This window comes from Rhizobium sp. L1K21, assembly GCF_024055895.1.
Lineage (GTDB): Bacteria > Pseudomonadota > Alphaproteobacteria > Rhizobiales > Rhizobiaceae > Ensifer_A.
Genome location: NZ_JAMXLE010000001.1, coordinates 546,200 through 571,689, shown reverse-complemented (window position 1 = coordinate 571,689; position 25,490 = coordinate 546,200). Strand labels below are relative to the sequence as shown.

The 25,490-nt window shown below is 57.3% G+C and carries 23 protein-coding genes; 6 read left to right on the top strand and 17 right to left on the bottom strand.

All coding sequences use genetic code 11. The features are described 5' to 3' along the window. The first annotated feature begins 341 nt into the window (after positions 1–341). On the top strand, positions 342–692 hold the full coding sequence (locus NHF56_RS02670; protein WP_252801333.1) for a flagellar export protein FliJ: 351 nt from the start codon (positions 342–344) through the stop codon (positions 690–692). 192 nt (positions 693–884) lie between these two features. Here the strand turns inward: NHF56_RS02670 and serA are convergent, their stop codons facing one another. From serA to tolQ, 12 genes are all read right to left on the bottom strand, one after another. Then, positions 885–2,480 (bottom strand): phosphoglycerate dehydrogenase, encoded by a 1,596-nt coding sequence (gene serA, locus NHF56_RS02665; protein ID WP_252801331.1) that lies wholly within the window; start codon positions 2,478–2,480, stop codon positions 885–887. A gap of 74 nt (positions 2,481–2,554) precedes the next feature. After that, positions 2,555–3,733, bottom strand: coding sequence for a phosphoserine transaminase (locus tag NHF56_RS02660; RefSeq protein ID WP_252801329.1), 1,179 nt, complete (start codon positions 3,731–3,733; stop codon positions 2,555–2,557). A 205-nt stretch (positions 3,734–3,938) separates the two neighbouring features. Continuing rightward, on the bottom strand, positions 3,939–4,790 hold the full coding sequence (locus NHF56_RS02655; RefSeq protein WP_252801327.1) for an outer membrane protein: 852 nt from the start codon (positions 4,788–4,790) through the stop codon (positions 3,939–3,941). A 234-nt stretch (positions 4,791–5,024) separates the two neighbouring features. Next, a complete protein-coding gene (gene glmM, locus NHF56_RS02650) occupies positions 5,025–6,380 on the bottom strand; it encodes a phosphoglucosamine mutase (protein ID WP_252801326.1) in 1,356 nt (451 codons plus the stop codon). Between the two features lie 171 nt (positions 6,381–6,551). Further along, complete coding sequence (gene ftsH, locus NHF56_RS02645) at positions 6,552–8,480, bottom strand: ATP-dependent zinc metalloprotease FtsH (RefSeq protein ID WP_252801324.1); 1,929 nt, start codon at positions 8,478–8,480, stop codon at positions 6,552–6,554. Positions 8,481–8,583: 103 nt separating this feature from the next. Further along, positions 8,584–9,906 (bottom strand): tRNA lysidine(34) synthetase TilS, encoded by a 1,323-nt coding sequence (gene tilS / locus NHF56_RS02640; RefSeq protein WP_252801322.1) that lies wholly within the window; start codon positions 9,904–9,906, stop codon positions 8,584–8,586. Continuing rightward, positions 9,896–10,912: a tol-pal system protein YbgF gene (gene ybgF / locus NHF56_RS02635; RefSeq protein ID WP_252801320.1), complete on the bottom strand. Its 1,017-nt coding sequence runs from the start codon at positions 10,910–10,912 to the stop codon at positions 9,896–9,898. The genes tilS and ybgF overlap by 11 nt, the downstream gene beginning before the upstream one ends. A 161-nt stretch (positions 10,913–11,073) precedes the next feature. Continuing rightward, entirely contained in the window at positions 11,074–11,607 is a 534-nt protein-coding gene (gene pal / locus NHF56_RS02630) for a peptidoglycan-associated lipoprotein Pal (RefSeq protein WP_252801318.1), read from the bottom strand. A gap of 167 nt (positions 11,608–11,774) precedes the next feature. Then, complete coding sequence (gene tolB, locus NHF56_RS02625; RefSeq protein ID WP_252801314.1) at positions 11,775–13,079, bottom strand: Tol-Pal system beta propeller repeat protein TolB; 1,305 nt, start codon at positions 13,077–13,079, stop codon at positions 11,775–11,777. Positions 13,080–13,123: 44 nt separating this feature from the next. After that, positions 13,124–14,233 carry a cell envelope integrity protein TolA gene (locus NHF56_RS02620; protein WP_252801312.1) on the bottom strand — a complete coding sequence of 370 codons (1,110 nt, stop codon included), beginning with the start codon at positions 14,231–14,233 and terminating at the stop codon, positions 13,124–13,126. Positions 14,234–14,243: 10 nt separating this feature from the next. After that, on the bottom strand, positions 14,244–14,699 hold the full coding sequence (gene tolR / locus NHF56_RS02615) for a protein TolR (protein WP_252801310.1): 456 nt from the start codon (positions 14,697–14,699) through the stop codon (positions 14,244–14,246). Positions 14,700–14,723: 24 nt separating this feature from the next. Beyond that, entirely contained in the window at positions 14,724–15,440 is a 717-nt protein-coding gene (gene tolQ, locus NHF56_RS02610; protein ID WP_252801309.1) for a protein TolQ, read from the bottom strand. 327 nt (positions 15,441–15,767) lie between these two features. Between tolQ and NHF56_RS02605 the strand changes: the two genes are divergently transcribed. Continuing rightward, positions 15,768–17,414 (top strand): FAD-binding dehydrogenase, encoded by a 1,647-nt coding sequence (locus NHF56_RS02605; RefSeq protein WP_252801308.1) that lies wholly within the window; start codon positions 15,768–15,770, stop codon positions 17,412–17,414. Between the two features lie 267 nt (positions 17,415–17,681). Here the strand turns inward: NHF56_RS02605 and NHF56_RS02600 are convergent, their stop codons facing one another. From NHF56_RS02600 to NHF56_RS02590, 3 genes are all read right to left on the bottom strand, one after another. Next, positions 17,682–17,993: a YciI family protein gene (locus NHF56_RS02600; RefSeq protein WP_252801307.1), complete on the bottom strand. Its 312-nt coding sequence runs from the start codon at positions 17,991–17,993 to the stop codon at positions 17,682–17,684. A 2-nt stretch (positions 17,994–17,995) separates the two neighbouring features. After that, the gene (locus NHF56_RS02595; protein ID WP_252801306.1) at positions 17,996–19,267 is read right to left on the bottom strand and encodes an FAD-dependent monooxygenase; all 1,272 of its coding nucleotides are present in this window, start codon (positions 19,265–19,267) and stop codon (positions 17,996–17,998) included. A gap of 74 nt (positions 19,268–19,341) precedes the next feature. Then, complete coding sequence (locus NHF56_RS02590) at positions 19,342–21,156, bottom strand: ABC transporter transmembrane domain-containing protein (protein ID WP_252801305.1); 1,815 nt, start codon at positions 21,154–21,156, stop codon at positions 19,342–19,344. 190 nt (positions 21,157–21,346) lie between these two features. Between NHF56_RS02590 and rpmE the strand changes: the two genes are divergently transcribed. Further along, a complete protein-coding gene (gene rpmE, locus NHF56_RS02585; RefSeq protein ID WP_252801304.1) occupies positions 21,347–21,568 on the top strand; it encodes a 50S ribosomal protein L31 in 222 nt (73 codons plus the stop codon). A gap of 147 nt (positions 21,569–21,715) precedes the next feature. On the opposite strand, the gene NHF56_RS02580 is transcribed toward rpmE, so the two are convergent. Further along, a complete protein-coding gene (locus NHF56_RS02580) occupies positions 21,716–23,077 on the bottom strand; it encodes a cell wall metabolism sensor histidine kinase WalK (protein WP_252801303.1) in 1,362 nt (453 codons plus the stop codon). Then, complete coding sequence (locus NHF56_RS02575; RefSeq protein ID WP_252801302.1) at positions 23,074–23,796, bottom strand: response regulator; 723 nt, start codon at positions 23,794–23,796, stop codon at positions 23,074–23,076. Before NHF56_RS02575 ends, NHF56_RS02580 begins: the two co-directional genes overlap by 4 nt. A 194-nt stretch (positions 23,797–23,990) precedes the next feature. Between NHF56_RS02575 and NHF56_RS02570 the strand changes: the two genes are divergently transcribed. Genes NHF56_RS02570 through NHF56_RS02560 form a run of 3 tightly spaced genes read left to right on the top strand, consistent with a single transcriptional unit; the run spans position 23,991 to position 25,463 of the window. After that, entirely contained in the window at positions 23,991–24,293 is a 303-nt protein-coding gene (locus tag NHF56_RS02570) for a hypothetical protein (protein ID WP_252801301.1), read from the top strand. Between the two features lie 55 nt (positions 24,294–24,348). Further along, positions 24,349–24,612, top strand: a complete 264-nt coding sequence (locus tag NHF56_RS02565; protein WP_252801300.1) for a cysteine rich repeat-containing protein — start codon at positions 24,349–24,351, stop codon at positions 24,610–24,612. 2 nt (positions 24,613–24,614) lie between these two features. Beyond that, complete coding sequence (locus NHF56_RS02560) at positions 24,615–25,463, top strand: sterol desaturase family protein (protein WP_252801298.1); 849 nt, start codon at positions 24,615–24,617, stop codon at positions 25,461–25,463. The last annotated feature ends 27 nt before the right edge of the window (positions 25,464–25,490 follow it).

Sequence of the window (25,490 nt, the reverse complement as noted above, 5' to 3'; positions counted from 1 at the left end):
AATTCTGATTCACTCTGGCAAGAGGTTAGAATTATGTTAAATTTTTTTTCCAGCCTACTGTTTTCCATCAAGAATCCCAAGTCATGAATCTGAATCATCACATTAAGAAATCCGCTTAAGTGATTCATCGGACTCACGCATTGCCGCTTCGAAAAAATTCTTCCCGGCATTTACCGACCCTTAAAAGATCACCGCTATCATTAACCAAGCTCGTAAATGAAAGGTTACCAGCAGTAGGATTTTATTAAGATTGACTACTGTTTTTTCACCAAGAGCCAGCGTGACCCGTGTTTTTGGGCGCGTGGAATGACCCAGGTCTCACTTCGTTGGGAGTATTGCGTATGAAATCGCGTGAGAACCTTGTTCGTCTGAAGCAGTTTCAGGTGAACGACAAACGCCGTCAGCTTGATCAGCTCAAGATGATGATGGCGGAATTTGAGCGTATGAATCAGGATCTTGAAGCCCAGATTGCTTTTGAAGAAAAGAAATCCGGCATCACAGACCCGAATCACTTCGCCTATCCAACCTTTGCCAAATCCGCGCGCCAGCGTGCTGACAACCTTCAGGGCTCCATCAAGGAACTGAAGGTGCAGCAGGATGCCGCCGAACTGGCACTGGAAGAGGCCGAAGCCGAATACGCCAAAGCCGCTGCACTGGAAGAACGCGACCAGGCGCAGAAGATCCGCGCCTGATTGAGCGCAACTCTTCTACGCTTCAATCGCCGGACAACCCGACACTCTTCACAAAGGCCTCACCTTGAAGCCCTTGTGAAGGGTCTTTTGGTGTATGGAAACCGCGCCTGCCGGACGAAAGCCAGGCTGACCACAACGAAAAAACCCGGGCGTTTCCACCCGGGCTTCGACACATTCGATCGCGATCGACGATCAATCGATATTGAAGGTCAAAGTCTGCGCCTGCCGGATGGCCTCGTTCGCCGTCAGCTTTGCAAGCACGTCATCACTGACCGGCTCATCGACGTAGAGAAGTGCGATCGCATCGCCACCTTCCTTGTCGCGTCCGAGCTGGAAGTTCGCGATATTGACGCCGGCCTCACCGAGCGTTGACCCCATGAAGCCGATCATGCCGGGAACGTCGGTATTGGTGATGTAGATCATGTTCTGACCGACATCGGCATCCATGTTGATCCCCTTGATCTGGATAAAGCGCGGCTTGCCATCGGAGAAGACGGTACCGGCGACCGAACGGACCTGGTTGTCGGTCTTCACCGTCAGCTTGATATAGCCATCATAAACGCCAGTCTTGTCACGCTTGACCTCGGAAACGATGATGCCTTTTTCCTTCACCATGATTGGCGCAGAAACCATGTTCACATCGGCGACCTGCGGACGGATAAGGCCCGCCAGCAACGCGCTGGTCAGCGCCTTGGTGTTCATCTCCGCCGGAGCGCCATCATAGAGAATTTCAATTTCCTTGATGGCCGTACGCGTGACCTGGCCAACAAACGCGCCAAGGCAATCTGCCAGCTTCACGAAAGGCTTCAGGATCGGTGCCTCTTCCGCGGTGATCGACGGCATGTTGATCGCGTTGGAAACTGCACCCTTGACCAGATAATCAGACATCTGTTCGGCCACCTGCAAAGCAACATTTTCCTGCGCTTCTGTGGTTGAGGCTCCAAGATGCGGCGTGCAGACCACGTTTTCGAGGCCGAAGAGCGGGCTGTCCGTCGCAGGTTCGGTTTCGAACACGTCGAAGCCGGCGCCGGCAACCTTACCCGCCTTCAATGCGTCTGCGAGATCCTTCTCGATGACGAGACCGCCACGGGCGCAGTTGATGATGCGCACACCGTCCTTCATCTTGGCAATGGCTGCAGCATCGATGATGCCGCGCGTCTTGTCCGTCATCGGCACGTGCAACGTGATGAAATCAGCCTTGGCGAACAGTTCGTCCAGTTCAACCTTGGTCACGCCCATCTCTTCGGCGCGCTCTGCCGAAAGGAAAGGGTCATAGGCGAGAACGTGCATCTTGAGCCCGATAGCGCGGGCACAAACGATGGAGCCGATATTGCCGGCACCGATCACACCCAGGGTCTTGCCGGTGATTTCAACACCCATGAACTTCGACTTTTCCCACTTGCCGGCCTGCGTGGAGGCATCGGCTGCCGGAAGCTGGCGGGCAACGGCAAACATCAGCGCAATGGCATGTTCCGCCGTGGTGATGGAATTGCCAAACGGCGTGTTCATAACAATGATACCGCGCTTGGAAGCGGCTGGAATATCCACATTGTCGACACCGATACCGGCGCGGCCGACAACCTTCAGGTTGGTGGCAGCGGCAATGATCTTTTCGGTCACTTTGGTCGCAGAACGGATAGCGAGTCCATCGTAATTGCCGATGATTTCGAGAAGCTTGTCCTTGTCCTTGCCAAGGTTGGGCTGAAAGTCGACGTCTACGCCGCGATCGCGGAAAATCTGGACGGCGGTTTCCGACAGAGCGTCAGATACGAGTACGCGAGGTGCCATGATAGGCCTCCTTGAAGAATTGTCGTTTGTCTGAAGAAAGGAAGCCCCGCCCGTTTCAGGCGGGGGAAATCAGCTTACTCGGCAGCCGCTTTGGAAAGCGTCGCCTTTTGCGTCTTGAAGGCCCATTCGAGCCACGGCATAAGCGCTTCCATGTCGGACGTTTCGATCGTCGCGCCGGCCCAGATACGCAGACCTGACGGAGCGTCGCGGTAAGCGCCGATGTCAAACGCCACGCCTTCCTTTTCCAGCAGGCTGACCATGCCCTTGGCAAACGCCGCCTGTGAGCTCTCGTCAAGCGCCTGCACATCCTTGTCGATAATGGTGAGGCAGACAGAGGTGTTTGACGCCGTGGCCGGGTCTTTCGCCAGATTGGCGATCCAGTCATTGGCCGCGACAAAGTCGGCGATCACCTTGGCATTTGCATCCGCACGCGCAACAAGCGCCTTCAGACCGCCAAGCGACTTCGCCCAGTTCAAGGCATCCAGGTAATCTTCAACGCAGAGCATAGACGGCGTGTTGATCGTTTCGCCGATGAAAATCCCTTCAATCAGCTTGCCGCCCTTGGTCATGCGGAAGATCTTCGGCAGCGGCCAGGCAGGCGTGTAGCTTTCCAGACGCTCCACGGCACGTGGGCTCAGAATGAGCATACCATGGCCGCCCTCGCCGCCGAGCACCTTCTGCCACGAGAAGGTCACGACATCGAGCTTGGCAAAATCGAGTTCCTGCGCAAAGGCCGCAGACGTTGCGTCACAAATCGCCAGTCCCTTGCGGTCGGCCGGAATGAAATCGGCATTGGGAACCCGCACGCCAGAGGTCGTGCCGTTCCAGGTAAAGACCACATCCCGGTCGAAATCGACATCGGCGAGGTTCGGCAATTCGCCGTAAGGTGCCTCAAACTTGCGGGCGTCGATCTTGAGCTGCTTGATGACGTCCGTCACCCAGCCGGAACCGAAGCTTTCCCAGGCAAGCATGTCCACGCCGCGCTCGCCCAAGAGCGACCACAGCGCCATTTCAACAGCACCGGTGTCGGATGCCGGAACGATGCCGATGCGGTAATCCGCCGGCACGCCAAGAATTTCACGCGTAAGTTCAATGGCTTCCTTGAGCTTCTCTTTGCCGACCTTCGCGCGGTGCGAACGTCCCAGAGGCGCATCATTCAAGGCTTCAAGCGTCCAACCGGGGCGCTTCGAGCAGGGGCCAGAAGAAAAATGGGTATTATTCGGGCGTACGCCCGGCTTAGCGGTATCAACCATGTCAGTCTATCCTTCCAGATAGTTAGCTCCTCGTTGGGGAGGAGTGTCCCGCCGCCGTGGATATTGGAAGGGCGATGCCTCGTCAAGCGGGGCATGGCGCGATTAGGAAATATTTCGCCGCATGCGGCACATTTACACGGCGCAAAAACAAAAGCCCGCCACGATAGAGGTGGACGGGCTTTCGAGTTCTCGTATGACGTACAGCTTATTTGTAAACAGCCGGCGGATTGTAAACCGGAGGCGTATAAACCGGCGCGGCGCAATCATCACCGAAGGAATAACGCAGACCCGCACGGCCTTCGTGGATATGGAACCCACGATCGTAGCCGGGACCGCCGCCTGTCGAATAGCCGAACATCTTGCCACCTGCCACATTGCGGTAGCGGTAGCCGATATCAGCCTTGAGCTGGCAGTTGATCTTGATCGACGCACCCGCCATCAGCGCATAGGTAAAGCGCCAGCTGCCATGACCGGTATGCGTCACAGTCGCATCGCAGTTTGAAGAATTGGTCACGTCGCAAGCGGTATTTTTCAAATCGCTCCACTTCACATAGGTACCACCAACACCGGCACCCACATAAGGCGTCACCATGCCATAGGTGCCAAGGTCAACATAGGCATTGGCCATCAGGCTGAAGGCCGTCATAGATGCTAAATCTGTCGAAACGCAGCCCGATGCCGCGCTGTTCGCGCCACAGGAGCCCGTGGTCGAACCGCTGAACTTGGACTTGAATGTGTAATCTGCTGTCGCATCAACACGCAAATAGCTGTTGACCTGGTAACCGGCACCGACGCCCAGCGCAAACGAATTGCGCATCTTGGCGGACGCAAATTTCGAATAGAGTTTGTTCGAACCCTGATAGAAATCAACACCTGCACTCTTGTTGTAGACGAATGCGGCATCGCCGCGGAGATACCAGCCGCTGGCTTCCTGCACTTCCACTTCAGGAATATAGGTCGGCGGGGCCTCAATCACCGGCGGCTGATAGAGGTCTGCCGCCTGCACACCGGAAGCCAGAAGTGCTGCAGCAAGCGCACCTGTCATAATCTTTTTCATAACCAACTCCAAAGCCTGGACCGCCGCAGTCCGGCGTACCTTGATCCAATGAGGGTCAACTTTAGAGCGCAAAGGTTAAGGGGGGTTTAACTATGAATCTTCACCAACTTTATTGGAGAATTATTACCGTTAACAAAAGATTAGGGTTTCCATAGCAGCAGGCGCACGACAAACGAAAAGCCGGCGCGAAGCCGGCTTTCAATGCGTGTCGCTTCTGGAGTTGCAACTTTTGGGCTAAGCAGCCGCCGGGGCGGCGGCAATGACGCCGGCCAACTCGTCAACGATACGGTGAACCTGCCCCTCATCGTCGCCCTCCGCCATCACGCGGATCAGCGGCTCCGTGCCGGAAGGCCGGATCACCAGTCTGCCCTTCGAGTTGAGCTCAGCTTCAGCCGCTGAAATCGCAGCCTGCACGTCCTTACGGTTCAGCGGATTGCCGCCGGAGATGCGCACGTTTTTCAATAGCTGCGGCACACGCTCAAACTTGTGACAGAGCTGGCTGACCGGCTTGCCGGTCCGTTGAACACAAGCGAGAATCTGCAGCGCCGCAACAAGGCCGTCGCCTGTGGTTCCGAAGTCTGACAAAACGATATGGCCGGATTGCTCCCCGCCGACATTGAAACCATGCCCACGCATGTGTTCAACCACATAGCGGTCGCCCACTTTCGTGCGCGCCAGCGTAAGGCCCTTGCCGGTCAGAAAACGCTCCAGACCGAGGTTCGACATCACCGTCGCAACGATACCACCGCCCTGCAAAAGGCCGTCGGCTGCCCAGGTTTCGCCAATCACGGCCATCAACTGGTCACCATCGACCACGTTGCTGTTCTCATCGACGATGATCACCCGGTCCGCGTCACCATCAAGCGCAATGCCAATATCGGCGCGCACTTCATTCACCTTCGCAGCCAGGGCTTCCGGGCTGGTGGAGCCGCACTTGTCGTTGATGTTGCGGCCATTCGGCTCATTGCCGATCGTCACGAGGTCAGCGCCCAATTCCCAAAGCGCCAGCGGAGCAGCCTTGTAAGCGGCACCATTGGCGCAATCGATGGCCACTCTGAGTCCGTTCAGCGTCACATCCTTCGGCAGCGTGCGCTTCACAAATTCGATATAACGGTAGATGTCGCCCTCAACGCGCTTCACGCGGCCGATATTGTCGGCGGCGACCATCTGCGGATAAACATCTTCCTCAATCAGCGATTCGATCCGCGTTTCCAGCGCATCGGAAAGCTTGTAGCCATCGGGGCCGAACAGCTTGATACCATTGTCCTGATAAGGATTGTGTGATGCGGAAATCATGACACCGAGATCGGCACGCAGGGAGCGTGTCAGCATAGCCACAGCTGGCGTCGGGCAAGGCCCGAGCAGAAACACATCCATTCCCGCCGAGGTAAAGCCGGAAACCATCGCATATTCGAGCATGTAGCCGGAAAGGCGGGTATCCTTGCCGATCACCACCCGGTGCCGGTGCCCGCCATTGCTGAAAACGCGGCCTGCCGCCACACCCACTTTCATGGCTATGTCCGGTGTCATTGGGAAAACATTGGATTTTCCACGGATGCCATCGGTTCCGAAATATCGGCGCTCACTCATTATTCACCACCTGAAATGTCCCGACCCTGTGTTTTTTCGCGCTTATAACAGCAAGGACCATGTTTGGCAGGTAAATTACCGCAAACAAACATTACAAGCCGTTACCAAATGGTACAAAAAAGCCGCGCAGCACATGCCGCGCGGCTTTCATTATTTAACGATGCTTCAGGATTATTGCGGCTGCGGCTCCATGCCACCTTCCGGCTCGCCTTTGCCATCCTTCTTCGCGCCCGCACTTGGAACGGCGGAGCCACGGCTCGGCGGCGTATCATCGCCCAGATCGCGCGAAGGTTTCTCGCCCTTGAGGAGCTGCTTGATTTCATCGCCGGTCAGCGTCTCATATTCAAGCAGGCCTTCCGCCGTATCCACGAACGCCTTGTTGTGCTCGGTGAGAATACGCTTGGCTTCGTCATAGGCTTCGTCAAGAAGACGACGGATTTCATTGTCGATCTTCTGCGAGGTCGCCTCGGAAACGTTCTTCTGCTGTGCCACCTGGTGGCCCAGGAACACTTCCTGCTGGTTTTCGCCATAGGCGACCTGTCCGAGTTCGTCGGAAAAGCCCCATTGCGTCACCATCGCACGAGCAAGCTTGGTGGCCTGCTCGATATCGGACGATGCACCGGAGGTGATATTCTCCTTGCCGAAGGTCAGTTCTTCAGCCGCACGTCCACCCATCATGATCGCGAGACGCGAAATCATCCACTTGTAGCTCATGGAGTAGCGGTCGCCTTCCGGCAGCTGCATCACCATGCCGAGCGCACGACCGCGTGGAATGATCGTTGCCTTGTGGACCGGATCAGCCACAGGCACATTCAGCGCAACAATGGCGTGGCCTGCTTCATGATAGGCGGTGAGCTTCTTTTCCTCCTCGGTCATGGCCGAGTTGCGGCGCTCCGCACCCATCATGATCTTGTCCTTGGCATCCTCGAACTCGAGCATGGTGACAAGACGCTTGTTGCGGCGCGCAGCCATGAGGGCAGCTTCATTCACCAGGTTCATCAGGTCTGCACCGGAAAAGCCCGGCGTACCACGCGCCAAGATCTTCAGGTCCACATTGGGCGCCAAAGGCACGTTGCGGACGTGAACCTTCAAGATACGCTCGCGGCCGACGATGTCCGGGTTCGGCACGACAACCTGACGGTCGAAACGGCCCGGACGCAGCAGCGCAGGGTCGAGAACGTCAGGACGGTTGGTGGCAGCAATCAGAATGATGCTCTCATTCGGCTCAAAGCCATCCATTTCCACCAGCAACTGGTTCAATGTCTGTTCGCGCTCGTCATTGCCGCCGCCAAGGCCGGCACCACGGTGACGACCGACAGCATCGATTTCGTCGATGAAGATAATGCACGGCGCATTCTTTTTCGCCTGTTCGAACATGTCGCGGACACGGCTTGCACCCACACCAACGAACATTTCCACAAAGTCGGAGCCGGAAATCGTGAAGAACGGCACATTGGCCTCACCTGCAACCGAGCGAGCGAGCAGCGTCTTACCTGTACCAGGAGGCCCGACGAGCAGCACGCCACGCGGAATACGACCGCCCAGGCGCTGGAACTTCTGCGGGTCGCGCAGGAATTCGACAATTTCTTCCAGGTCCTGCTTGGCTTCGTCCACGCCTGCAACATCTGCAAAGGTCACGCGGCCATGCGCTTCCGTCAAAAGCTTGGCTTTCGACTTGCCAAAGCCCATCGCTCCGCGCGAGCCACCCTGCATCTGGCGCATGAAGAAAAGCCACACACCCAGGATCAGGATCATCGGCAGCAAGGTACCGAGATAGCTTAAGAAGCCCGACGAACCATCGCTTTCGGGGCGAACAGTCACCGTCACGTCCTTGGCCTGCAGGCGATCAACCAGTGCATCATCAATGCCGGGCGCATAGGTCTGGAATGTGGTGCCATTGGTCGAATAGGTGCCGACAATACGCTGGCCCGTGATCGTCACTTCCTTCACGCGCGAGTTTTCTGCGTCAGTGAGGAACTGTGAATAAGGGATGTCTCTTGAGCCGCTTTGGGTTTGGGGGCTTTGAAACATCGTGAAGAGCGCTACCAGCAGGAGCGCTATGATGGCCCACAGAGCCAGATTTCTCAGGTTTGGATTCATTAAGTTCCACCAAATTGAAAGGGCCGCACAAGGCCGCCCGTCAGTCTTGATCATAACATAGGTTCACGTGCCAGTCTTGCCAAGGCAAGCGCTGCCGCGAAATTCACTTTTTGGCCGTGCTCCGAAGGATTTGCCTTGGAAATTCGGCTCTCCCGGCTGCGTTTGCCACCGCCCGCGCCAGTTCAAAGTCAAACCCCGTCAGAAAACGCTCGAACGGCGCGAGATAGGGCGTCAACCTGAAGCGGTCGTTGTCAGCGTCTTCAACGAAGGGCAAGACCTGACGGATCAGTGCAGCCACCCGTTTGGGCGTTCCGGCAAAGACTCCATCATCAAAAGCAGGCCGTCCCAAGGCAGCCGTCACCTCTATTGGCAAAGGCGCGAGGTTCTCGATTGTGAAGCGCCCGTCCCATATCGCAATTTCGCCCGCTTGCAAAACCAGGTGAGGCAGGTCGCGCCGCTCGCGGCACAGATAAAGCGTTTCGCCCCGCCGCTCCACCACGCAGCGCGAAAGTGTGTGGCGAAAATCGCCGCCATCGGCCAATTGAGAGCGTAAGGCATCTGCTTGTTCACACGCCGGCAGAAAGTGCTGTCCACCCGCAACGGAAATCAATGTCTTCAGCGCAAGCCAACCGGCCTCATTGTCGACGGCTTTGGCCGCCATCGTGTAGTAGCCGGGCAATGGGCATTGTGCCGCAGAAAGGATCGCCTCTGCAGCCCCACCGGCCAGCCTGCGCCGAGCAGCACCCGCACTTACGATCTGCGAGGGATCAACACCCACCACCGGCTCCTGTCGCACCCGCACCCTTTCAAAACGCGTGTTGTCATTGCTCGGATCGTCAATCCAGCTGACCCTCTCCTCGCGCAAAAAATCGCGGATTGCCGCGCGGCGAATGCTTAAGAAAGGACGGAACATCCACATCCGCCCATTCAGCAGCGTGTCCTCGGCCATCCCGGAAAGCCCTCGCCCCACTTCGCTTCGCGCACCGCGCATGGCAACCGTTTCGATCTGATCGTCAAGCGTGTGACCAGTCATGATCAGATCGCAACCCAATCGACAGGCAGCCCCTTCCAGCAGGCGATAACGCGCCTCTCGCGCCGCGGCCATCAGGCCCGTTTCCGGCTTGTCGCCTTTCCAGCAAAGAACGTCATGAGGAATTCCAAGCGATTCGCACAGGCCGTGAACGGCCATGGCTTCGTCCAGACTGCCGGGCCTTAGACCATGATCGACAGTCGCCGCGCAGAGCTCGAAACCTGCAGGCCGCATCTGCAAAGTTTTAGATAAGGCCACCAGAAGTCCGGTACTGTCACTGCCGCCCGAGATTGCAACAAGGATACGCTTTGGAGCGTCCAGCCGCTCAAGAAAGGTGCGGCAGGCCTCAAGCGGACCGCAAACCGCCTCGCCAGCCACCGCCGCCTCAGCAACCAAGCTTGGATTGCTCCGTGGCAACCTTGGTGATCACGGCTTTGGAAGCCTTGGGGAAGCGCTTCGGAATTTCCTTCAGCGTCGCACACGCAGTTTCGCGATTATCCAGTTCGGCAAGCGACATGCCCAGTTTCAAAAGCACTTCCGGCGCTTTGGGCGCGTTGGAATAAGCCTTGTACGTATTCAGAAACGTCTCCGCCGCATCCTTGAACTTGCCTTGCGAATACTGCGCTTCGCCAAGCCAGAAAGAAGCATCGGCAGCCCGCGTCCCTTCCGGGTACTGTTCAAGGAAAGATTTGAAACTTTGCTCGGCTTCGCCGTAATCCCCGGACAAAATGAGGCTATAGGCCATCTGGTAATCATTGTCTTCAGAGCCGCCGACCATCGCGGTCGAGGCTGGTGGAGCACCGCCGCCAGTTTGAATCTGCGGTACGCTGACACCCGGCAGGCCCTCCTCCTGAACCGTCTCGGAGCGCGTGCTTTCAACGACATTTCCATCACTATTGAAAATCAGGCTGCCAAGTGTGCCGGGCTTGATATGTTCAAGCTGCGCCGACTGTGGCTCCTGATTGTCAATCGTGATGTCGTCCGAGGCAGGCGCATCTGCACCAGCATCCGCAGACAGAGTATCTTCACTGCCGGCATCGGCCGCGGGCGGCTCAGCGCCCGCAGTCTCAACCTGATTTTGCTCACCAGCAGGTGCGTCGAGCGCGCCGCTTTTCTTCGTCCCGCCCTTTTCAAGTTCCTGGAAACGGAACTCGTTGTCTTCCTGCATCTTGCGCATCTGCTCCTGCATCTGCAGCATCTGGAAGTTCAACTCCTCGATACGACCGTTCAAATCCCGAATCGTTTCTTCAAGCTGCTGGATCTGCAGTTCCGGATTCACGGCCTGAGCCAGCACCACGCCGGATCTGGAACCGGCTTCCATCGGCGCAAGCGGCATCGCCTGCAGACTGCTTGCCGCGAGCATCCCCGCAACCAAAAGCCCTGCCTTTAAAACTCTCTTCATTCAAAAAGCCCCATTCTGCCCAATAGTGACCGTCTGCTAACCCACAGACGACCGCATTGTTTCCAACCAGCGTGTAAAAGCAAGCAAGTCCGGCTAAACTATGATCAAAAAGAAAGGCGGCACACATGGCCGCCTTTTTTTGATCGAATTGACCGCAGTTCCTACTGCGACACACCGCCGCCGAGAACCGTAACGGCACGGCGGTTCTGAGACCAGCAGGAAATATCGTCGCAAACGGCAACCGGCTTTTCCTTGCCGTAAGAGATCGTGCGCATGCGGTTGGCGGCGACACCACGCGACGCCAGATACTGGCGGGTCGCTTCTGCACGGCGAGCACCAAGCGCGAGGTTGTATTCACGCGTGCCGCGCTCGTCGGCATGACCCTCGATGGTGATCGGATATTGCGGATACTGCGCCAGCCACTGCGCCTGACGGTCCAGCGTTGCCTGCGCATCAGCGCGGATCGAGGAGCTGTCCGTGTCGAAGAAAATGCGGTCGCCAACATTCACCGTGAAGTCCTGAGACGAGCCCGGCGCTGCACCATTGGCACCAAGGCCAAGTTCCGATGCATTATCCGGCAGGCCCTTCTTGGATGCGCAACCGGCAAGGCTCAGCGCGAGAAATGTTGCGATCATGACCGGATTGCGGGCCAACTTCTGCATCCGCGACATACCGGGGTTCATTGTTTGGCTCATCGCCAGTCTCCTAAAAAAGGGTCATGTATTTTAAGGTTGCTGGAAGGTAACAGACTTGGGTTAATCGCCCACCAACAACCATGGTTAACAGATTACTACATTTGTTGCCAAACGCCTAAAAACACGGGCAATTGCGGCACAAACGTGGCGTTTGGAACAGTCTCCACTCAATCCAGCAATGGCGACCACGCCGGGTCGGAGGCAAAGCTCGGGGTCGGCACAAGCTGCTCATTGTAGCCGCTGAGGTCGATGGAATAGAGCTGCGGACCAGCCGCACCCGCATTCTGACGGAAGAACATGATGACGCGTCCATTGGGCGCCCATGTCGGTCCCTCATTGTGGAAGCTGGTGGTGAGAATGCGCTCGCCCGATCCATCCGGCTTCATGACACCGATGGAAAACTTGCCGCCCGACTGCTTGGTAAAGGCAATCAGATCGCCGCGCGGCGACCAGACCGGCGTTGAATAGGAGCCGTCGCCAAAGGAAATACGTGTCTGGCCGGAACCATCGGCATTCATGACATAAAGCTGCTGGCGTCCGCCACGGTCGCTTTCAAACACGATCCGTCGGCCATCCGGCGAATAGGACGGTGACGTGTCGATTGCCTGCGTGGCGGTCAGGCGTGTCGTCGTGCGCGAACGCAGGTCCATCGTGTAGATGTTGGAATTGCCGCCTTCCTGCAGGCTCATGATCACGCGCTGGCCATCAGGCGAAAAACGCGGCGCGAAGGTCATACCGGGGAAGTTGCCCACCACCTCGCGCTGCCCTGTCTCAAGCTGCAGCAGGTAAACGCGCGGCTGCCCGCCCTCGAACGACATGTAGGTGATTTCCTGGCTGTTCGGCGAAAAGCGCGGCGTCAGCACAATGTCGTTCGTGTTCGTCAGCGCATGAACGTTGGCGCCATCCTGATCCATGATGGCCAGTTCGCGCTTGCGGTCAGTCTTCGGACCACTCTCGGACACAAAGACGATGCGCGTATCGAAATAGCCCTGCTCGCCGGTAATCTTCTCATAGATCGCATCGGCAATGATATGGGCGACACGACGCCAGTTTTCCGGCTGGGTAAAGAACTGCTGGCCAATCATCTGCTGGCCTGCAAACGTATCCCACAGACGGAATTCCGCACGCAGCCGGCCATCGCTTTCCTTGACCACCCGGCCCGTCACAAGCGCCTGGGCATTGATCACCCGCCAGTCTTCAAAGCGCGGCGGCTGATCCGGGTTGGATATCTTTTCAATAAAGGCCTTCTTGTCCACCGGCGCAAAAAGGCCGGAGCGCTTCAGATCGGCGGCGATAACCTGTGAAATATTCGCGCCCATTGCATCGCCGGAAACAAAGTCCGTGATGGCGATCGGCAAAGGTTGAACGTTTCCCTTGTTGATGTTGATCTCGACCAGCGCCCATGCGGGTCCGCAGCTCGCCGCGATAAACGCGGCAAGAAGCGTCAGAATCTTCAGGAGGTTGCGTTTCATTATACTCTCTCGCTTTCGCCTTCGGCACTCAGGGGTGTCAGCGCCTACAACATTAGTTCGCTTGGGTCGAAGTTTACGATAACCTCAGACCATGCATCATATTTGTCAGCCGGCAGATTGCTGAATGGCGCAGAGCGAAGCACCGCGCGTCTGGCGCTTGATGCCAGAACATCACGCGCCTGCGCAGACCCGCCGGTTGCCGTGACTTCCGGATCGCCGACGATTTCGCCGCTGCGATCCAGCTTCATCTTCACCTGAATGCGGATTTCGCCCGCATCGGCCATGCCCGAAACAACCGACCAGTTTTTCTGGATCGCGCCGCGCAGGGCATCAAGTTCGCTCTGGCTCAGCTTGCTTGCGTTGGAAGCCTTCGAGCCGCCGAGCGATTCTTCCTTGGTTGAACGCTTTGCGCCACCACCTGCCGGGTCCTGCTTGTTCAGCAGTGCCGCCACTTCATCGGCCAGCACGTCGCTTTCCTTCGAAGCGGTCGATTTCGCGCTTTCCTTCTTCGGCTGCTCTTTCTTGCGTTCCGGCGTTTTGGCCGTTGCCGCCTGCGCTGCTGCCGTTTCGTTCTTCGCCTGCTTCTGCTCCGGCTCGGGCTTCGGCTGGTCGGGGCGCGAACTCGGCAGCGGCACCGCGTCGGGCAGCGGAATGTCTTCCGCCTTGGCCGTCTGCTCTGCCTTCGCCTCGGGTACCGGATCAGGCTTCACGTCGCGCTTCGGCTCGGGCTTTGCTGCCACTTCCGTTGCAGGTGCACTCTCGGCGGAATCCTTGATAATGTCCTTGATGTCATTTGCCTTGTCGGCATTTTTCGGAACCGGGCTTTCCACCTTCTCAGGTGCGGCGGCGATTTCCACTTCCTTGGGGCTTTTCGTCGGAACCGGCGTCTTTTTCAGGTCAACGGAATTTTCACCCGTATTCTGTGCATCCGGTACGATATCGGGTCGTTTGGTGGGCGTTGGTGCCGGCGTTTCCTTTGCCGTCGCCTTCTTCTCGCCTTCCATGATCCGTGTCATGTCTTCAATAGGAACGATATCGACAGGCAGGGATTCCACATCCTGCACCTCAAATGCCGGCGGCGCGCCGAACGAATAGAGCGCCAACGCCAGCACGATGGCGTGAATTGCCGTCGATGTGAGAAGACTACCCTTCATAAACGTGCGCTCAATTACCCTGTTCCTGCTGGGTCACAAGGCCGATATTCTTGTAGCCCGCGTTGGAAATGCGCCCCATGACCTTCATGACTGTGCCGTAATCGGTGTTTGCGTCAGCCCGGATGAAAATCCGTTCCTCATAGCCGGTGGTCGCAATAGCCTGCAGTTTCGACACGATTTCATCGACGCCAACCTCGGTTTCCTGAAGGAAGACCTGACCCTGCGCATTCACCGAAATCGAAATCGGCTGTGTTTCCACATTCAGCTGTTTGGCTTCCGTTTCAGGAAGGTCGATCGGCACACCAACCGTCAACAGCGGTGCCGCCACCATGAAGATGATCAAAAGCACCAGCATCACGTCCACCATCGGCGTAACGTTGATTTCGCTCATCGGCGCGTGTTTGGAACCGCCCCTGCGAGACCGCCTGCCGCCACCGGCGCTTTTCTTGCCCACTGCCATTGCCATAGCGCTATCTCCTGCTCCAGCCGGTTACTGCGCTGCCTGACGCGGTTGCAGCTTCTCATCAATCTGTCGCGAAAGAATGGCAGAGAATTCGTCGGCAAAGGCTTCCATGCGTGCATTGAGTTTTGCTGCGTCACCGCTGAACTTGTTGTAGGCGATAACGGCGGGAATAGCCGCAACGAGACCGATGGCCGTTGCAAGCAGCGCCTCGGCAATACCTGGCGCGACGACTGCAAGATTGGTGGATTTTGAACCGGCAATCGACTGGAAGGACGTCATGATACCGACAACGGTTCCGAACAGACCCACAAAGGGTGCAGCCGAGCCAATGGTGGCCAGCGAAGAGAGTTTTGCCTCAAAACCTTCGCTTTCGCGCGCCAGGGTCACGTCCATCGCACGGTCGATACGCATCTGCAGACCGATGGGAGAACGGGCACCGCGTTCGAACGACTTCTTCCACTCGCGCATGGCGGACACAAAGATCGCACCCATCCCGCCGGGCGAACGTTCAGACAATGTGCGGTAAAGCTCTTCCAGCGACTGGCCGGACCAGAAAACCTGCTCGAACTGATCAAACTGGCGGCGCGCCTTGTTAAAGACCATCCACTTGTTCACAACAATCGCCCAGGTCCAGACGGATGCTGCCAACAGCCCCACCATCACCAGTTTGACCACGAAGCCCGCCTGAATGAAGAGAGACCAAAGGCTCACTTCGCTCACTGCCGCCAATCCCACTTGTTCCATTTATTTGTCCTTCGAATCCAAACGCCCGGTCCGGGTACGGTACCGGGCGGCAAAATCTCAAAAATTTCGTATTTGCGGCGACTTCGCCAGCCATTCGCCCAATGCACTCAACTTGCCTCATTACTGGCAAATTTGGTTAAACAAAGGCGTGAAACGCCTGCAAATCAAACATTTCTATTAAGACACTATTATGGTTAAGGTTCTGTTAGCGAATGGTGAGAGATTTGGCATATGTCAGCCTCTTGCGACTGCATTATAGGCTGGAAACCGGCGCACTGAATGATAATCTGCGCTTCAATAAAGCCCTTAGAGGCAGTGGGAGGATTTATGGCAGATTGCGATGTTCTGGTTATTGGTGGAGGTCTTTCAGGTCTTGTGGCCGCTTATGAAGCGACAGCGCGCGGATTGAAAGTGATTGTTCTCGACCAGGAAGGCGAACAGAACCTGGGTGGCCAGGCCTTCTGGTCACTGGGTGGCCTCTTTTTCATCGACAGCCCCGAACAACGCCGCATGGGCATCAAGGACAGCCTGGATCTTGCCCGGCAGGACTGGATGGGTTCGGCACAGTTCGACCGGCCGGAAGACCATTGGCCACGCCTGTGGGCCGAAGCCTATCTGGATTTCGCAAGCGGCGAAAAACGCGCATGGCTCCATTCGATCGGCATGCGCTGGTTTCCCGTCGTCGGCTGGGCCGAACGCGGTGGTTCGCTCGCCTATGGCCACGGCAATTCCGTACCGCGCTTCCACATCACCTGGGGAACGGGACCCGGCACGCTGGAGCCCTTCATCCGTCTTTGCCGCGAAGCTGAAAAGAAAGGACTTTTGACCTTCAGGTTCCGCCATCAGGTTGATGAACTCATTACCACCAATGGCGCGGTGACCGGCGCACGCGGCTCGCTTCTTGCGCCCGACCCCGTTCACCGCGGCGGCAAAAGCTCTCGCGACGTTGTCGGTTCGTTCGAAATCACCGCTGGTGCAACGCTCGTGTCCTCCGGCGGCATCGGCGGCAATCTGGATATGGTGCGCAAGAATTGGCCGCAGGAGCGTCTGGGCAAACCGCCAGCCTTCATGGTCGCCGGTGTTCCAGCCCACGTGGATGGCCGCATGGTCGCCATTGCGCAAGCCGCGCGAGCCTCCGTGATCAATGCGGACCGCATGTGGCACTACACCGAGGGTCTGCGCAATTACGATCCGATCTGGCCCAATCACGGTATCCGCATTCTGCCCGGCCCTTCCTCGCTCTGGCTGGACGCCGACGGAAACCGCTTCGCGCCTCCTGCCATGCCGGGTTTCGACACGCTCGGCACGCTGAAAGCGATCAAGAATTCCGGCCATGACTATAGCTGGTTCATCCTCACCAAGGCGATCATCAAGAAGGAGTTTGCCCTTTCCGGTTCCGAACAGAACCCGGACCTCACCGGCAAGTCCATCAGCAAGCTTCTCAAGCGTCTCGGCAAGAACCCGCCACCCAATGTCCAGGCCTTCATGGACAAGGGTGCCGACTTTATCGTGCGTGACAATCTCGACGACCTCGTCATGGCCATGAACGAGCTGAGCGGCGAGCACCGGCTGGACATCAAGAGGGTCCGCCAGATCGTCGAAGCGCGCGACCGGGAGATTGAAAACAAGTTCACCAAGGATGCGCAGATCGCCGCCATCCGTGTTGCCCGCAATTATCTCGGCGACAAGCTCATGCGCACCGCCAAACCGCACCGTCTGCTCGATCCGGCAGCCGGTCCGCTGATCGCCGTCAAACTCAACATTTTGACCCGCAAGACGCTGGGCGGTCTGCAGACCGATCTGAAAGGCCGCGCCCTGCAGATGAACGGCGATCCGGTTCCGGGCCTCTATGCAGCCGGTGAAGTCGCCGGTTTCGGTGGTGGCGGCTATCACGGCTACAACGCGCTTGAAGGTACCTTCCTCGGCGGCTGCATCTTTTCAGGTCGCATAGCGGGCAGGAATATCGGGGATTAGAGCATCGGGCGATAATATTAAGCCATTCTGCGGCAAGGAATTTCCGTCAGGATCGAGGACTTTACCGACGGCTGTACCCTTAGGTACAGTCGAGGTGAAGGCCGACGATGATGGCGGAAATTCCTTGCCGCCCAAAGGGTTGGCCGAAACCGGCCCGCCACAGCGTCGAAGGGTTTGACTGTAGCTATGGCTACAGCCTGCACCCTTCTCCTCGTGGAACGAACCGGTTTGGGCCAACAGCATGGCTCAATATTATCGCCCGGTGCTCTAAACCTGATCCTCGGCAATCACCCTTGAAGGATCAAAGGCCGCATGAATCGGCAGAATTTCCCGTGAGGCAAAAAGCCCGGCCCTGTCATAGGGGTCTGCTGCATTGAAAGCGTGAACCTTGTCCTCGCTTTCTGCTTCGACAACCATCCATGTCCCGTTCATGGTCTCGCGGCCAAGCGGCGAACCCACGAGCACGCGCAACACGCCGTCACCACCCGTCTTCACATGCGCCAGATGCGCCTCCCGTTCACGCTTGCGAACCTCAAGCATGCCGGGATTGTCGTGCGAGATCACCAGAAAATGCGGCATCGTCAGGCAACATCCTTTTCAGGCAGTTCAACAATGCTTGCCCGGTTGTTCAGCCCCTCGACATCCATGCCGGCGATCTTCTTGTAGGCGGCGGCAGTTTCGCTCAGCTCTTCACGGCTCAAAACTTCAGAAATATCGTCAAACGCGCCTTCACAGCGCTCTTCCACGATATTCATCACATGGTCCGGCCCATTGCCGCGATTGGCCATGACAAGACGCGTGGTCGCCGGGCGGCGCTCCGCCTCGTAGGCCTGAAGGGCTGCAACCCCAACACCGTGTTTGAGGAATTCACGCACCAGAACCCGCGCATCGAGAATGCCCTGCGAGGCCCCATTGGAACCGATCGGATACATGGCATGGGCCGCATCGCCAGCAAGCGTGGTGCTACCGAAAGTCCATTGCTCAACAGGATCGCGATCCACCATGGGGAATTCGTAACAATAGCCCCCATCCTGCATCAATTTCGGAATATCGAGCCAGTCGAATTTCCAATCGGCAAAGGCAGGAAAGAAGTCGTCGAAATTGCCTTTGCGGTTATAGTCTTCCCGGTTCCACTTCTTGTCCGGCGGAAACTTCAGTTCGGCAATCCAGTTGATCTCCGCTTCGCCCGTCTCAGGGTCAGTCTTGCTGATCGGGTAGGTCACGAATTTCTGCCATTCATGGCCAGCCATGCCCATCGTGGCTTCGGTGATGAAGGGTTTGCCCCGCGCAGTGCCGCGCCACAGGATCGAGCCGCCCCAATGCGGAGCCCCCTCATCCGGATAAAACTTGGCACGGATGTCGGAATGAATGCCGTCACAGGCAATCAGCACGGTGCCTTCGATGGCGCTCTCCTTGCCGGCGCGGTTGCGCAATGTCACGCGCACACCATTTTCCGTATCGACAACATTCACCGCACGACGGTCCGTCTTGACCACATCGGCACCGGCAATATCCTGCAACGCCTTCAACAGCATCATCTGAAACGTGCCGCGATGCACCGAATATTGCGGCCACTTGTAACCTGCAAATTGTCCACGCGGCTCCGACCAGATCAGCCCGCCCTTTTTGGAAAAATAGGAGACCTCGCGGGTGCGCACGCCGGTTGCTTCCAGCTCCGCTTCAAGCCCCATTTCAAAGAGCTCGCGAATAGCATGCGGCTGCACATTGATGCCGACACCAAGCGGCTTGATTTCGCTCACCTGCTCGAAAATCGCAAACGGTATGCCCGCCTGTTGACAGGAGATGGCAAGCGTCAGGCCGGTAATCCCCGCCCCGGCGATAAGAACTGTCACGGCATTTCCTCCAAGTATTTTTATTCTACTTCGGAGAAAACGCCGCAAAAGTCAATTTTGGTTTTACCGTAAAACTATTTTGCCGCCTGCAATACTGGCTCGCCTTGGTCGAACTGCAGTGCCGCGAGCTTCGCATAAACACCACCCTTCGCCACAAGGCTCTCGTGATTGCCCTCTTCGATGATGCGCCCATCGTCCATCACGAGAATCCGGTCTGCCTTCAGCACAGTCGCCAGGCGGTGCGCGATGACCAGTGTGGTGCGGTCTTTCATCAGTCCGTCAAGCGCCTGCTGCACGAGCTTTTCGCTGGCCGCATCGAGCGCAGAGGTTGCCTCGTCAAGCAGCAGAATGGGCGCGTCCTTCAAAATCGCGCGGGCAATGGCAATCCGCTGACGTTGTCCGCCGGAGAGCGTAACACCCCGTTCGCCAGCCACCGTATCATACCCGTTTTCCAACCGTTCGATGAATTCATGCGCCTGCGCAGACTTCGCCGCTGCAATCACCTCGTCGCGGCTCGCGCCCGGCCGCCCATAGGCAATGTTGTCGTGAATGGTGGATGCAAAGATCGTCACATCCTGCGGCACAATGGATAGCCGCTGCCGCAGCGCCTTCGGATCGGCATCCTTCACGGCCACGCCGTCAAGACAGACCTTGCCGGAGCGCGCATCATAAAAACGCATGATCAGAGAAAACAGGGTGCTCTTGCCCGCACCTGAAGGTCCAACGATGGCAACCGTCTCGCCCGGTTTGACCGAGAAGCTCAATCCGTTCAGCGCAGAGCGTTCGGGGCTGACGGGATAGGCAAAATGCACCTTGTCGAACGAGACCTCGCCGCGCGGCGGCACCGGCAGCGCAACTGGATTTTCCGGTGCCCTGATTTGGGGAACCTCCTGCAGCAATTCACCGAGGCGTTCTGCCGCCCCGGAGGCTTGCGCAATTTCACCCCAGACTTCGGAAAGCGACCCGAGGCTGCCGGCGGCAACCACCGAATAGATCAGAAACTGGCTGAGGGTCCCCGCCGACATCGTCCCTTCAAGAACCGAATGCGCCCCCACCCACAGAATGCCGGCCACACTGCCGAAAATCATGGTGATTGCAATTCCAGTGAGCAGCGAGCGGGACCTGATCGCCGATTGTGCTGCCGAAAACGCACCTTCCACAGCATTACCGTAGCGGTCGCTGGCAACGTCTGCGCCATTGAAGGCCTGCACGGTGCGCACGGCCCCGATCGATTCGTTGGCATAGGCGGATGCATCTGCCAAAGTGTCCTGCGCATTGCGCGAGCGCGAGCGCACCTTGCGGCCGAACGCAACGAGCGGAAACACAATGAAGGGGATTGCAATCAGCACCAATCCCGAAAGCTTCGGGCTGGTAACGACCATCATGCCGATGGCACCAATGCAAAGAATGGTATTGCGCAGGGCCAGCGAGGCCGTGGCGCCCACAACCGATTTGACCTGAGTCGTATCGGCAGTCAGCCGCGAGACAATTTCACCGGACTGGTTGACATCGAAAAAAGACGGCGAAAGCTTGATAATATGCGCATAAACATCGCGCCGTAGATCGGAAACGATGCGCTCGCCGATGCTGATGACGAAGTAATAACGCATGGCGCTGGCAACCGCCAGGACCACAGCAATCGCGACAAGCATGATGAAATACTTGTTGATGAAATCCGCATCGTCGGCGTTAAAACCGTGGTCGATCATCCGCCTCACGGCAAGCGGCAATACAAGTGTCGTTCCAGCCGCCAGCACCAGAAAAAACAGCGCACTCGCCACCATTTTCTTGTAGTGCTTCAGATAGGGCAACAGGTTGGCCAACGGCTTGATCGAGCGGCGACGCGCCGCCTGTGTGTCATCGAGATTGCTCAAACCATTCCCTTTCATGCCCCCGCCAACGGCAATTGCCGCAATTCTACCGGCGGGTCTTGTGATCCGGTGCGCCTTCATGTATAGGCACGCCAACTGAATTTGAAGGCTGTAGCCAAAACCGGGTTGCGGCTTCATTTACGAGTTTGGGCCGTCATCCGCAATGCCCAGCGGCAATTGGCCCCAGAAACAAGCAGGAAGTGATAAAATGAAGGCTGACATTCATCCCGACTATCACATGATCAAAGTGGTCATGACTGACGGTACCGAATATGAAACCCGCTCGACCTGGGGTTCTGAAGGCGAAACCATGAACCTGGAAATCGACCCCAAGTCCCATCCGGCTTGGACGGGTGGCAACCAGCAGCTGCTCGACCGCGGCGGCCGCGTTTCCAAGTTCAACAAGCGCTTCGGCGGCCTTGGCATCTAAAGCATGTGGCGTTCGACTGCACGCGGTTGAGCGACAACGAACATGCGACGGATAAAGCCGAAGCGTAACGGTCACCGGTACAACAATATTCAGAAAACCGCGCAGTGCAAAAAGCCTGCGCGGTTTTTGCGTTTTCGCTATTGGCATTCATGATTGATCCGGCCTGAAGAGCGGCAGCCGAACCAGAACGCGCAGGCCGCCTTCCGGTGCATCGGCCAATGACACATCGCCGCCATGGGCCTCCAGAAGTGCCCGCACGATACTCAGTCCAAGCCCGGCACCGCCTGTCTCGCGGCTTCGCGAAGTTTCCAACCGTTGAAAGGGTTCAAGCATCGCCGCCTTCTGGTCGTCGGGAATACCCGGCCCCCTGTCGTCGACTGTCAACAGAGCGAACGTCTCCGCCTTTGAAAGACCGACAATCGCCCGTTCACCGTATTTCACGGCGTTATCGATCAAATTCGCAATGACCCGCCGCAGCGCCATGCGATCGCCCAGCACCAACAGCCGGTCATCATCGACAGATCCACAGAACGTCACCGCCTTACCCACCCACGAAAAGGCGCGGCATTCGCTCCCGACCAGTTCCTGCAGCGAAATCAGCTCTTCCTGGAGTTCGCCCGCACCTGCCTTGGAGGTCATTAGTGCGTCGTCCAGAAGCCGGATCATATCTTCGATGTCGCTAATTGCGCTGTCACGCGCAGCCGGATCGTCGATCCCCTCCACCTTCAGCCGCAACCGGCTGGCAAAGGTCCGCACATCGTGCGAAATGCCGCCGATCAGCTCCATCCGGTTCTTGAGCAGCAAGGCGATGCGATCCTGAAGCGCATTGTAGGCCCGCCACAGGCGGCGCACCTCAACGGAAAACACTCTTTTGTTCGGCAGCCTATGCGGGCCCTGCCCCAGCTCAAGCGTCTCGACAGCCTCGGCGATCTCGCGCAGCGGACGGCTGACGAGGATGACGAGAATGAGGACGACGAGCCCGATCAAGCTGCCGAGCAGACCTGCAAACAACCCCACGGGCAAACCGGTGGCATTCGCCAGAAACGGGCTGCGCGCATCCAGAATGAGTGTCTCTCCGGTGTCCAGCGCGATACGAAACTCCAGCGTCGCCAAGAGCGCTGACCGTCCTGCATCCGGCCACGGCGCATCGGCTAAAGCTATCTGTGAGATGCTGAAATGCCGCCCGCCCAAAACCTTGTTGTAATCAGCAACTTCGTAACGGGAATAGACCGGCAGATCATCGAACCGATCCAACGCCCGGTCGCCCGGCTCGAGCTTCAGGAACAGCAAATCTGAACTGAAAGCTTCAACCAGCGTTTTCCGGCTGCCAGGCGGCGTCGTTTCCATCAGATGGACAATGGCAGCAATACGCGTCGGGCTCGGCAGCATCTCGCTCTGCCAAGGCGCCTTGCGATAGGTGTTGAACAGAAAAAGCAGCCACAGAACCAGCATGGCAACCCAGAACACGAGTATGAAACGAAAGATCACATATGTTGGCAACCGTTTCATAGCGCCCGGATGTCCTTGGCTGTGAAGATATAGCCATTGTTTCGAACGGTGGTGATCATGCCCGCAGCGCCTTCAACCGTTTCCAGTTTCTTGCGCAGACGTGACACCAGCATATCCACCGACCTGTCGAACGGATCGGCATTGCGACCATGGACAAAGTCGAGAATGATATCGCGGCTTAAAACCCGACGCGGGCGCTTGACGAAACAGGTCATCAATTCGAACTCGGCGCTGGTCAAGGCAAGTTCCTCGCCGGAAGGCGCTGTCAGTATTCGCGTGTCGAAATCAATCACAAACCCGTCGAACACAAAACGGTTGGAAGGTTTTTGCATCGCCGTCATGTCTTTCGAACGCCTGATCAGCGCGCGCACGCGGGCAACAAGCTCGCGCGGACCAAACGGCTTTACGAGATAATCGTCCGCTCCCATCTCGAGACCCAAGACACGATCAAACTCGTCGCTTTTCGCTGTCAGCATCAGCACCGGCACGTAGCTTTGCAGCCGAAACCGGCGGCAGATGGAAAGACCGTCTTCGCCGGGAAGCATGACATCAAGAATGACAAGATCGGGCTCTCGTCCAGTTGAAAGGTGGTTGTCAAAGGCCGCGCCGCTTTCGGCAAGCCCCACCTGATAACCTTCCTTGGCAAGAAGCCCCTGCACCAGAGCGCCAAGTTCCGGATCGTCTTCGACAACAATAATATGAGCAAGCGCAGCGTTCATGCCGCAATTCTATCCACGCCCGCGTCATCTCTGACAAGCCCGAAACGGCGGGTGTTACAAACCGTTACAAAGCAAAGACAAAACGCCAAGAAATACCGGTTTGTGGTGATCAATCCGTGACAGATCACCGGCAATCTTCTTCCCATCGCCTCAAGGGAAAGGCCCGGACAGGCATTCATCAAAAGGAGAAAGAGATGACCAAGACCCTCAAAATCGCCCTGATTTCAGCACCCCTGCTGATGGCAACGGCACTGCAGGCCGGCGCATGGGAACGGCACGGCACGGTTACCGGCACCAACGGCCGTTCAGCGTCAGTGAACACCTATGGCGGTTGCAGCGGCAACACATGCGGGCATACCACCACGGCAACCGGCCCGAATGGCAACACGGCAAGCCGCAGTCACAATGTTACGTGCGCAAACGGCGTGTGCAACTCCAACGCAACGGTAAACGGTGCCTATTACGGCTGGACCCGTTCCGCGAACATTTCGCGCTGATTGTCTCCGACCGAACGAGAGGAGCGCAGGCAAAGGGCCTGCGCAAAAACACCGTATGAAAAACAGTCTTTTACTGAAGCTCGCCGTCATCCCGTCTGTATTCGCCACCCCCGTCTTCGCAGACAGCGCTCAGCAGATCAGCCGGACGGAAATGATGAAGCTCTACTTTGCCTGCAAAGCAGATATCGACAAATTTTGCAGCGGGATCGAACCGGGCGAAGGCCGGCTTGCCATGTGCCTCGGTGAACACAAGGCAGATGTCTCACAAACCTGCATCCAGGCAGCCACCCCCTATATGAAGGATCAAAAGGCGGATTAGCCATGACCATTCTACTGGAAGCATTCTCCGGAATTGGGCGGGCCTTCGGTCTCGGGGCCGCCATTGCCCTCGGCGCAATGGCGCTCGAGTTTCTGGCAAGTCTCGCCAACGACGAGAAGACCCACGACGCGGGTGAAAGTCTGGCAAGCTTCGCCATCGCTTTCATCCGAAAGGGATTGGGCCTGCTCACTGCCGGCGCTGTCGCCCTGCCGCTGTTCTGGCTTTACCAGTTTCGCCTCTTCGATATCCCAAGTGACAGCCTGCCATGGCTGGCGGCTGCCTTTGTTCTCACCGATTTCTGCTATTACTGGCACCATTATGCCATGCACAAGATCAGGCTCTTATGGGCCACCCATAATGTGCATCATTCCCCGACGAAGATGAACCTCACTGCGGCAATCAGACTTGGTATTGGCGGCCAGTTTACAGGTGGCCTGATATTCTATTCGCCCCTGATCCTCATCGGTTTCCACCCGCTTGTGGTCATCACGATGATTGCTGCCGGCCTGTTTTATCAGCTTTTCATCCATCCTGCGAAAGCGCCGAACCTGGGTCCGCTGGAATATATCTTGAACACGCCGCGCCATCATCAGGTCCATCACGCATCAAATGAGACATGCCTGGACAAGAATTTCGGCGGCGTCTTCATCGTCTTCGACCGCGTGTTCGGCACCTTTGCCGAGGCTCCAAGGAACGAACCGCTGAAATTCGGCCTCGTCGGCAGAGAGCCTACCAACAATCCGCTAAGCCTGCTCTTCCGCGAATGGGCAGCGATCATGCGCGATCTCTTCAAGGCCCGCTCGCTGCGCCAGGGCTGGCGTGCACTCTTCAGCATGAAGGCCGGACATTGATGGTCTGAAAAAACAAAACCCCGGCTG

Bases quoted from the DNA above. Each gene is read 5' to 3' on its own strand.
- NHF56_RS02570 (WP_252801301.1), top strand. From the start codon at position 23,991: ATGACCAAGACCCTCAAAATCGCCCTGATTTCAGCACCCCTGCTGATG.
- pal (WP_252801318.1), bottom strand. From the start codon at position 11,607: ATGAGCCAAACAATGAACCCCGGTATGTCGCGGATGCAGAAGTTGGCC.
- NHF56_RS02660 (WP_252801329.1), bottom strand. From the start codon at position 3,733: ATGGTTGATACCGCTAAGCCGGGCGTACGCCCGAATAATACCCATTTT.
- serA (WP_252801331.1), bottom strand. From the start codon at position 2,480: ATGGCACCTCGCGTACTCGTATCTGACGCTCTGTCGGAAACCGCCGTC.
- NHF56_RS02575 (WP_252801302.1), bottom strand. From the start codon at position 23,796: ATGAACGCTGCGCTTGCTCATATTATTGTTGTCGAAGACGATCCGGAA.
- ftsH (WP_252801324.1), bottom strand. From the start codon at position 8,480: ATGAATCCAAACCTGAGAAATCTGGCTCTGTGGGCCATCATAGCGCTC.
- rpmE (WP_252801304.1), top strand. From the start codon at position 21,347: ATGAAGGCTGACATTCATCCCGACTATCACATGATCAAAGTGGTCATG.
- NHF56_RS02560 (WP_252801298.1), top strand. From the start codon at position 24,615: ATGACCATTCTACTGGAAGCATTCTCCGGAATTGGGCGGGCCTTCGGT.
- NHF56_RS02565 (WP_252801300.1), top strand. From the start codon at position 24,349: ATGAAAAACAGTCTTTTACTGAAGCTCGCCGTCATCCCGTCTGTATTC.
- NHF56_RS02600 (WP_252801307.1), bottom strand. From the start codon at position 17,993: ATGCCGCATTTTCTGGTGATCTCGCACGACAATCCCGGCATGCTTGAG.
- NHF56_RS02580 (WP_252801303.1), bottom strand. From the start codon at position 23,077: ATGAAACGGTTGCCAACATATGTGATCTTTCGTTTCATACTCGTGTTC.
- tolR (WP_252801310.1), bottom strand. From the start codon at position 14,699: ATGGCAATGGCAGTGGGCAAGAAAAGCGCCGGTGGCGGCAGGCGGTCT.
- NHF56_RS02670 (WP_252801333.1), top strand. From the start codon at position 342: ATGAAATCGCGTGAGAACCTTGTTCGTCTGAAGCAGTTTCAGGTGAAC.
- ybgF (WP_252801320.1), bottom strand. From the start codon at position 10,912: ATGAAGAGAGTTTTAAAGGCAGGGCTTTTGGTTGCGGGGATGCTCGCG.
- glmM (WP_252801326.1), bottom strand. From the start codon at position 6,380: ATGAGTGAGCGCCGATATTTCGGAACCGATGGCATCCGTGGAAAATCC.
- NHF56_RS02655 (WP_252801327.1), bottom strand. From the start codon at position 4,790: ATGAAAAAGATTATGACAGGTGCGCTTGCTGCAGCACTTCTGGCTTCC.
- tolB (WP_252801314.1), bottom strand. From the start codon at position 13,079: ATGAAACGCAACCTCCTGAAGATTCTGACGCTTCTTGCCGCGTTTATC.
- tolQ (WP_252801309.1), bottom strand. From the start codon at position 15,440: ATGGAACAAGTGGGATTGGCGGCAGTGAGCGAAGTGAGCCTTTGGTCT.
- NHF56_RS02620 (WP_252801312.1), bottom strand. From the start codon at position 14,233: ATGAAGGGTAGTCTTCTCACATCGACGGCAATTCACGCCATCGTGCTG.
- NHF56_RS02590 (WP_252801305.1), bottom strand. From the start codon at position 21,156: ATGAAAGGGAATGGTTTGAGCAATCTCGATGACACACAGGCGGCGCGT.
- NHF56_RS02605 (WP_252801308.1), top strand. From the start codon at position 15,768: ATGGCAGATTGCGATGTTCTGGTTATTGGTGGAGGTCTTTCAGGTCTT.